The sequence below is a fragment of the Bacillus sp. GMs2/2 genome (genome assembly GCF_050172095.1).
In the GTDB taxonomy this organism is placed as follows: domain Bacteria; phylum Bacillota; class Bacilli; order Bacillales; family Bacillaceae_G; genus Bacillus_A; species Bacillus_A cereus.
The window spans coordinates 1-8,313 of record NZ_JBNLYE010000176.1 but is presented as its reverse complement, the minus strand read 5'-3'; the positions used below and the strand labels follow the sequence as shown (position 1 = coordinate 8,313).

Here is an 8,313-nt window from a genome sequence, read left to right as displayed (position 1 = left end):
ACATCATCATAAAGTTCAAGTGCCTCTTTCACATTCAATCCATTTTTTACAATGCCATGTATTGCTTGAATCATCGCAGCTGGATGCTCGGATTGCCATATGTTTCGGCCCATGTCTACTCCAATTGCGCCTTCTTGCAGCGCATTGTACGTAATGTTTAATGCGTCTTCAATTGAATCTAGTTTGGGGCCGCCCGCGATGACGACTGGGGCAGGGCATGTGCTCGTTATTTTTTCGAATCCTTCGCAGTAATACGTTTTAATAATATCAGCACCCATTTCAACACATACGCGGGAAGCAAGTGCTAGAAAGCGAGCTTCACGTTTTTGTAATTCTTTTGCGACTGCGGTAATGCCGAGTACAGGTAGGCCGTAATCGTGAGCTTCAGAGACTACATTTGCGAGATTTGTAACAGTTTGTGTTTCATAGTCTGATCCGACAAAAACAGAAACGCCAACGCCAATTGCGTTTTGCTTCACTGCTTCTTTTACAGGTGTAACAATTGTTTCATTCGCTAAATCTTTACCGACGACAGTAGCGCCGCCAGATACACGCATAACCATCGGTGTGCTGCAGTTCTCAGGAATACAGGAGCTAAGTACACCACGCGTTAAAAAGAGAGAATCCGTGTAAGGAAGTAAGTTTTTAACAGTTTCAAGTGGCTGTTCAAGCCCGTGAATTGGCCCTAAAAAGTAGCCGTGATCTATCGCTAACATTACCGCTCTGCCATCAGGTAAAATTGTATTTAATCGATTTTTAAATCCCCAAGTCATTCCAAATCACTCCTTCGTTAATGTTGGATTTTCCGTTTGTACTGTATCTTTATTTGGTAAATGTGGTGACTTTATAAAAACAACTTTAAAAGGTTTGTCAGAATGGTTAATAAGATAGTGAGATTCATGAGGACGAACTTGCAGGACATCACCTTGTTTAATTGGAACTCTTTCATTATTCACATAGAAATCTATTTCACCTTCTAATGCATAAAAGACCTCTTCGCACGTCGTATGATAATGGTTTTGAAACTCCTGGCCCGGTTGAATGACAACAAGGCCAAGATCAATATTTGGACCTTGTATTAAATATTTCGGCCCGTTATCACCGAAGCGATAGGAGAAGTCATTTTCATTCGCTTTTAACATACAGTTCACTCCTTTATGTAATGTGTTACAGTGCACCAGGCGCAATCCACATATGTGAGGTGAGCCCTTTATCAGCTAAAGCGAGCTGACTGTCATATACAGTTTTCCATGTTTCATAGAACTCTTTATATAGTTCGTGATTTTCAGTAACTGGTTCGAATGTTTGCTCCCACTGTACAAACTCTTCGGCAGTTTCTTCCATAGATGAATATATGCCAGCACCAACTCCAGCAGCAATCGCAGTTCCTAAAGCAGCTGCTTCTTTCACAACGGGTACTTTTACAGGAATGCCGAGTACGTCTGATAGAATTTGTGGCCATAGTTTCCCTTTAGCGGCACCGCCAGCAAAAACGACTTCAGAAGGGAATGTACCAGTAAGATTTTCAATTAGTTTTAAGTTTCCAAGTGTAACGAAGGCGGCATTTTCTTCAATAGCACGGAACATTTCCTTTTTTCCGCATTTGTCAGCATCTAAACTTAAATTTAAGAATGAAGGTGCGGCATGACGCCAAGAAATGTAGTTCATAACGTTTGAAAAAGTAGGGATAATACCATATGAACCGACAGGTACGTCTTTCGCTTGTTCTTCTAATAATTCATAAGCATCTACACCGAGTTTGTCAGCAAGTTTTTTTTCCTCTTGGCAAAAAGCGTCTCGAAACCAACGCATAACGAGGCCAGGGAAAAAGGCAATCGTTTCATATTGCCAAAGGTTCGGAACGACGTGACAATTTACTCGAATTGCAGCATTTGGATCCGTTGTTGACTCTGTAATATTCACTTCCTGTTGCCAAAAGCTGCCGCCGCATATTAAAGTTTGATTTGGTTTTACGACTCCAGTCCCGAGTGCTGCCATTTGAGCATCACCGCCGCCAGCGACGACAGGAATCCCTTCAAGTAAACCAGTTAGTGCTGCACACTCTTTTGAAACATTACCAATCACAGTGCCAGCTTCATTTACTTTTGGTGAAAATGGCAAATTTATACCACACTCTTTAGCGACATCGTTATCCCAATTCCTATTTTGTAAATCAAAGATTCCGGACGTACAACCGTTGGAAGGGTCGATTTGCAGTACGCCGCTTAATTTATACAAAATCCAATCATTTAACATTGTAAAGGAGTGAATATTGCTATAGACGTCTGGTTCATGTTTTTTAATCCAAAGTAGACGTGGTAAAGCACCCAATGAAAAAGTTTGCCCAGATTTTCTGTATAAATCTTTTTCAAGATGTGAGCGGATTTCTTTTAGCTCACTAACTTCAGCGGATGCACGGCCATCAACATTTGCACATGCCCATATTTCTTGCCCATGTTTATCATATAAAACAAAACCTTCTCGCATACTTGTAGCGCTAATAGCAAGAATAGAAGAGGCAGGGGTATTGCTTTTTTGAAGAACCTCTTTCGTACATTCTTGTACTAGCTTCCAATTTTCTATTACATCAAAGTTCATAGAGCCTGGATAACGAGGGTCAGATTTGTGAATCCATTCTTTTTGACTTACTGCAATTTGATTACCATGTAAATCAAAAAGAACTGCTCGAATGCTCCCTGTACCAGCATCGAAAGCTAATAAATGGGACATTAACAATCACCATCCTTTCGTAATAAGGAGAGGGCAGTTTCCTCATCGGTAATTAATGAATGAATAAACTTTCCTTTTAAGGCACCATAAATTGCATCTATCTTTTCAGTACCTCCAGCCACACCAATGACATGCTTCATGTTGCGAAGAATCGTAAGTGGTGTGCCAATTAGACGATTATGATGCGAGAGCTCTAATAACTCACCATTCGTATTATAAAACTGTCCTAAAATATCGCCCGCCCCGTTTTGACTTCGAATATATGTCATTTCACGTAGCGTTAATTTTTCTTCTTTTACAATTGTAGCGTCTTGAAATAACCCGCCAATACCGACAACTGCTGTATGTGCAAGTGAAGCGACATGAAGCATATCTTTCACACTTGGTTCTGATAAAATACTTCGTGCCATTTCAGTAGAAGATGCTAGAAAAGGAGTAGGAATAATATGAAGTTCGCCTTGCATGTAGTGTAAATAGTTTTGTTTTCTTGGGAGATAGTGGTTTACTCCGCCTGTTAGCGTTACGAATGAAAGATTAATAGAACTTTCAAAATGAATGTTTTCTAGCATTTTACTTATCGTTTCACCCCAGCCGATGCCGAGTAAATCACCTTGTTGGAGATGAGTCTCTAAATATTGTGCAGCGGCTTTTCCGAGAGAAGTAGCATAATTGTTTATTGGAGTAGGGATAATGAAAGCATCTTTTAAGTGGAACTTTTTCATTAAGTCACGTTCAATGCTCAAGCAATGCAAACCGGTTCCTTTTACGTGAAATGTAACGATACCTTCACTGCGTGCCTTATCTAATAACCGGACGACTTTATTTCTTGAAATATGAAGAAGTGAAGCAATCTCTTGTTGTGTTAATTGATCTTTATAATAGTACCAGGCTACTTTAGTTAATAAATTTTCTTCAAAGTTCAGCTGTGACATACTCTTCATCCCTTTCAACAATTGACCAATGCTTAAACATATGTGTCACATATTTTGTTTATTCCAGTTGAAACGATTAATAGTACATTGAAAAAAGTGTTCTAGATATGAAAAAAGGAATATACAATGCTACAAAACAAGTAGAACAAATAATCATTTTCTCAAAAAATGTTCTGGGTAAAGGCAGGTGACATCATGTGGAGAATGTGCCCTTATTACAAGTGAAGAAAATGAGTAAGGTGTTTTCGAATCAACTTGTGCTAAAGGAAGTGAACTTACAAGTAGAGCATGGTGATATATACGCTTTAGTTGGTGGAAATGGCGCCGGGAAATCGACATTAATGAAAATATTAACGGGGTTATATTCGTATGATAGTGGAGAAATGTATGTGAAAGGAAAGAGACAGCAGTTTGCAAATCCAAAAGAAGCACACCAAGAAGGGATTTATTTAATACCACAAGAACCGCTCATTTTTCCGCATATGACCATTGAAGAAAATATATGTATTGGATTAAAGGGGAATAGAAAGAAGCTTAAAGTAAAAGTTCAGCAATTAATTGACAGTTTAAGTTGGGATATTGATCTTAATGAACAGGGAGAATCGTTATCTATTGCGCAGCAACAGTTAGTAGAAATCATTAGAGGATTAATAAGAGAAGCTGAGATTCTTATTCTAGATGAGCCAACATCGACATTAACAACACACGAAATTAAGAGTCTTTTTGTGTTGATGAAAAGTTTACAAGAAAAAGGAATTGGGATGATTTATATTACGCATCGTTTTCCAGAAATCTTTGAAATTGCCAACAAAGTAGCAATACTACGTGATGGAATGGTTGTAAGCCAAGGTGATGTATGTGACTATACATATGACATGCTGATGGAGGGACTATTGCCAAAAGGATATAAACAGAAAGAGAAAATAGAAGTAGTTCAAGAGACAGTAAAGACGAAAAAAATATTAGAAGTGGTTGATATAAATGGTCACGCATTTGAAAATATATCATTCACTGTACATGCGGGTGAGGTTGTAGGTGTTGCTGGCATTATAGGATCTGGCAGAACGGAATTAGCAGAAGCGATATTTGGATTGAAAACTATAAAATCAGGGTCTATCTTATTGGGTGGAAAATCAATTGATACGTGTTCTTTGCATAAAAGGCTAGACGAAGGCCTAGTTTATGTGCCAGAGGATAGAGTGAGGAATGGAATTTTCTCAATTGCTTCTGTTAAAGAAAATATTGCAGCAGCAAGTTTATATCAAAATAATCGCTTTTTTATAAATCAAGAAAAAGAAAGCGCTTTAGTTAATTCGTTTATAGAACAGTTCCGAATTGTTGTACAGAATATGAATAAAGAATTGGCATCTTTATCAGGAGGTAATCAGCAGAAGGTCGTGCTTGCGAAGTATCTTGCATGTAATCCTAAAATTATTATTCTTGATGAGCCGACTCGCGGAATTGATGCGAAAGCAAGGCTTGAAGTGTATGAGACGATAAAAAAAATGAAAAGGGAAGGACTCGCAATTTTATTAATCTCTTCAGATGTTGAAGAAATTATCCAATTAGTAAACCGTGTATATGTAATGAGAAATGGGCGATTTGTTTCTCATATGGAAAAAGAACAACTGAGTGTGAATGAAGTTACACGCCTTGCATACGGAGGTGTAACGGAATGAAACGTATGTATAAAATGCACGAAACGTCTATCATAATGTTACTACTAATTTATATAGCTATTGTCGGTATAATAAATCCTAGTTTTATTCAATTTAACTCGTTATCTTTACTGATGAAATCAAGCGTTATTTTAGTCGTTCTAGCAATTGGCCAATCGTTCGTTTTATTTACGAAAAATATAGACGTATCAGTTGGTTCAAGCATGGGATTAAGTGCAGCAGTTTGCGGAATGATGTTAACGAATGGGTATAGTGCATTCTTGTCGATATTTGTAGCTATTATACTTGGGGCCATTATCGGTTTCGTAAATGGTATTGGAGTTGCAAAGTTTCGGATACCAGCCATTATTATGACATTAGGGATGCTAGGAATTGTTAGGGGTGCAATGTTAATCTTCACAGGCGGGAAGTGGATTGAAGATATTCCAAACGATTTTAAGCAGCTGTCATCTATCATCATTCTTGGTTTACCTATAACTGTATGGTTCGTTCTTATTATTTTACTACTACTATACTTCTTTTTAAGAAAAGTGCCATTGGGAAGATACTTTTATGCGGTAGGTGATAATGAAGATGGCGCGAGGCTTATTGGTATACCTGTTAATCAAGTGAAGATATATGCGTTTATGATTTCAGGCATAAGCGCTGCGCTCGCTGGTTGCATATTTGTTATGAATATCGGGTTCGTCCCAAATCAAACAGGTACAGGATTAGAATTACAAGTAATCGCAGCCGCTGTACTAGGAGGAATTCATTTAAAAGGAGGAACAGGATCTTTATTTGGAGCTGCATTAGGAGCGTTATTTTTAGAAACAATAAGTAGCTCACTCGTCTTTTTAAAAATACCAGCATTTTGGAATAATGCTATTTCAGGTTTTTTACTATTACTTATTATTATATTAGATAGCGTCATGAAGAGGTGGAAAGCAGAAAGGAGGATGAATCTATGAAGTATTTTTACAGATGGGAAGGTGTGTTAATCATATTACTTCTTATAGAATTCATTCTCTTTAGTTTTATAAATAGCGATTTCTTAAATATTAGTAATCTCCTTTTTAGTACAAATGATTTCCTATTTATCGCAATTGCGGCGATACCAATGACTTTTGTTATAGTAACAGGAGGAATTGATGTATCTGTAGGATCAATTATGGGGCTAACCTCGATTTTAATTGGTGTGTTTTGGATGAATGGGATTCATATTTTACTAGCAGTAATAATGGCACTTATAGTCAGTTGCTTAGCAGGAGCTTTAAATGGACTCATTATAAAAATGACAGATGTAGAACCACTAGTCGTTACACTCGGAACGATGTTTTTATACGGAGGAATTGCACTCGTTATTTCAGGAGGGGCGGGTGCTTCTGGATATGAAGGGATAAGCGGTTTACCTGATACTTATGTACAACTAGCAAATGGTAGTTTTATAGGAATACCCAATTTATTAGGGCTACTTATTTCATTAACAATTGTATGCACGATTTTGTTTCACCGAACGATATATGGGCGCCACGTACAATTAACAGGTGCGAATGAAAATACAGCAAAATACACCGGGATTAAGACGAAGAAAGTAGTAATCATTGCTTACATACTTTCTGGGTTAGGAGGTGGATTAGGAGGAGCTTTCTTAACTGCATATTTCGGTTCTGCACGTGCTGATATAGGAAGCGAAACAATATTACCAATCATTACAGCAGTTGTATTAGGCGGGACACTTATTACAGGTGGAAAAGGAAGCATTATCGGTACTGTACTGGCGAGTATTTTCATTGGGCTCATGCAGTATGGCTTGCAAATGACGGGTTTAACAAATGAACAATCCAATGTAGTAATAGGTATTATCCTTATTCTTTCAGTTATTATGAGACATTTCAAATTACATCAATTTTTAGCGGGGAAAAGACAGAGTTTGCATAAGGGGGAAATGTCATGAAGAGAAAACTAGGGATTGTATTGATTGTATGTATTTGTTTAATCGGTTTAATTGCGTGTTCTAGCCAAACGGCAGATAAGAAAAAGGCTGATGATGTGAAATTTGCATTTATTCCGAAATTAACAGGAGTTGGTTTCTTCACATCGGGAGGTGAAGGAGCAAAGGAGATGGGAGAGAAGCTAGGCGTACAAGTGAAATATGATGGGCCGTCTGAAGCGAGTGTATCAGGGCAAGTAAAGTATATAAATAATTTTATTAACCAAAACTATGATGCACTTATGGTTTCCTCTACATCAGTTGATGGTTTATCGCAATCACTACAACGTGCTAAGAAAAAAGGAATGACCGTCTTAACATGGGATTCTGATGTGAATCCGAAAGATCGTTCTTTTTATATAAGCCAAGGAACACCAGACCAACTTGCTAACTTATTAATAGAAATGACTTCTAAGCAAATTGGAGATAAAGGAAAAGTAGCATTCTTTTATTCTAGCCCGACAGTAACGGATCAAAACCAATGGGTAACGAAAGCGAAAGAAATTATTAAAAAGAAATATCCGAACTGGGAAATTGTAACGACGCAGTACGGTGAAAATAATGCACAAAAATCTTTATCCGTAGGGGAGAACATATTAAAAACGTATCCAGATATTAACGCAGTTATTTGTCCAGATGCAACAGCACTCCCAGCAATGGCGCAGGCAGCTGAAAACTTAAAAATGGATAAAAAAGTAGTGGTAACTGGATTTTCTACACCGAACGTTATGCGTGATTATGTAAAACGAGGAACAGTACAACAATTTGGTTTATGGGATGTAAAACAACAAGGTGCTCTCGCAACGTATGTAGCAAATGAAATTGTTGTAAAAGGGAAGAAGTTAAAAGTAGGGGATAGCTTCGAAGTAAAAGGAATTGGAAAAGTGAAAGTAGAGCCAAACTCCATTCAAGGATATGATTATGAGGCAGAAGGGAACGGAATTATCGTATTACCAGAACGAGTTGTATTTACGAAAGATAATATTGATAAGTATAATTT

General features: G+C 37.6%; 8 protein-coding genes. 4 read left to right on the top strand and 4 right to left on the bottom strand.

Going from position 1 to position 8,313, the window contains the following annotated elements; all coding sequences use genetic code 11:
• The 4 genes from lsrF to ACQGS6_RS18800 all read right to left on the bottom strand — a co-directional run.
• On the bottom strand, positions 1 to 773 hold a 773-nt coding region (gene lsrF, locus ACQGS6_RS18815; RefSeq protein WP_426965425.1), incomplete at its 3' end, for a 3-hydroxy-5-phosphonooxypentane-2,4-dione thiolase.
• Between the two features lie 6 nt (positions 774 to 779).
• Positions 780 to 1,142, bottom strand: a complete 363-nt coding sequence (locus ACQGS6_RS18810) for a cupin domain-containing protein (protein WP_426965424.1) — start codon at positions 1,140 to 1,142, stop codon at positions 780 to 782.
• Positions 1,143 to 1,167: 25 nt separating this feature from the next.
• A complete protein-coding gene (lsrK, locus tag ACQGS6_RS18805; protein ID WP_426965423.1) occupies positions 1,168 to 2,730 on the bottom strand; it encodes an autoinducer-2 kinase in 1,563 nt (520 codons plus the stop codon).
• Positions 2,730 to 3,680 (bottom strand): sugar-binding transcriptional regulator, encoded by a 951-nt coding sequence (locus tag ACQGS6_RS18800; protein WP_426965422.1) that lies wholly within the window; start codon positions 3,678 to 3,680, stop codon positions 2,730 to 2,732. The genes lsrK and ACQGS6_RS18800 overlap by 1 nt, the downstream gene beginning before the upstream one ends.
• A 179-nt stretch (positions 3,681 to 3,859) precedes the next feature.
• Between ACQGS6_RS18800 and ACQGS6_RS18795 the strand changes: the two genes are divergently transcribed.
• From ACQGS6_RS18795 to lsrB, 4 genes are all read left to right on the top strand, one after another.
• Positions 3,860 to 5,341, top strand: coding sequence for a sugar ABC transporter ATP-binding protein (locus ACQGS6_RS18795; protein WP_426965421.1), 1,482 nt, complete (start codon positions 3,860 to 3,862; stop codon positions 5,339 to 5,341).
• Positions 5,338 to 6,291 carry an ABC transporter permease subunit gene (locus tag ACQGS6_RS18790; RefSeq protein ID WP_074625433.1) on the top strand — a complete coding sequence of 318 codons (954 nt, stop codon included), beginning with the start codon at positions 5,338 to 5,340 and terminating at the stop codon, positions 6,289 to 6,291. The genes ACQGS6_RS18795 and ACQGS6_RS18790 overlap by 4 nt, the downstream gene beginning before the upstream one ends.
• Entirely contained in the window at positions 6,288 to 7,277 is a 990-nt protein-coding gene (locus ACQGS6_RS18785) for an ABC transporter permease (protein ID WP_000873524.1), read from the top strand. Before ACQGS6_RS18790 ends, ACQGS6_RS18785 begins: the two co-directional genes overlap by 4 nt.
• The coding region (lsrB, locus tag ACQGS6_RS18780) for an autoinducer 2 ABC transporter substrate-binding protein LsrB (RefSeq protein WP_426965420.1) at positions 7,274 to 8,313 on the top strand (1,040 nt) is incomplete at its 3' end. The genes ACQGS6_RS18785 and lsrB, both read left to right, overlap by 4 nt.

Excerpts from the sequence above, each read along its gene's own strand:
- ACQGS6_RS18810 (WP_426965424.1), bottom strand. The coding sequence starts at position 1,142 with ATGTTAAAAGCGAATGAAAATGACTTCTCCTATCGCTTCGGTGATAAC.
- lsrK (WP_426965423.1), bottom strand. The coding sequence starts at position 2,730 with ATGTCCCATTTATTAGCTTTCGATGCTGGTACAGGGAGCATTCGAGCA.
- ACQGS6_RS18790 (WP_074625433.1), top strand. The coding sequence starts at position 5,338 with ATGAAACGTATGTATAAAATGCACGAAACGTCTATCATAATGTTACTA.
- ACQGS6_RS18785 (WP_000873524.1), top strand. The coding sequence starts at position 6,288 with ATGAAGTATTTTTACAGATGGGAAGGTGTGTTAATCATATTACTTCTT.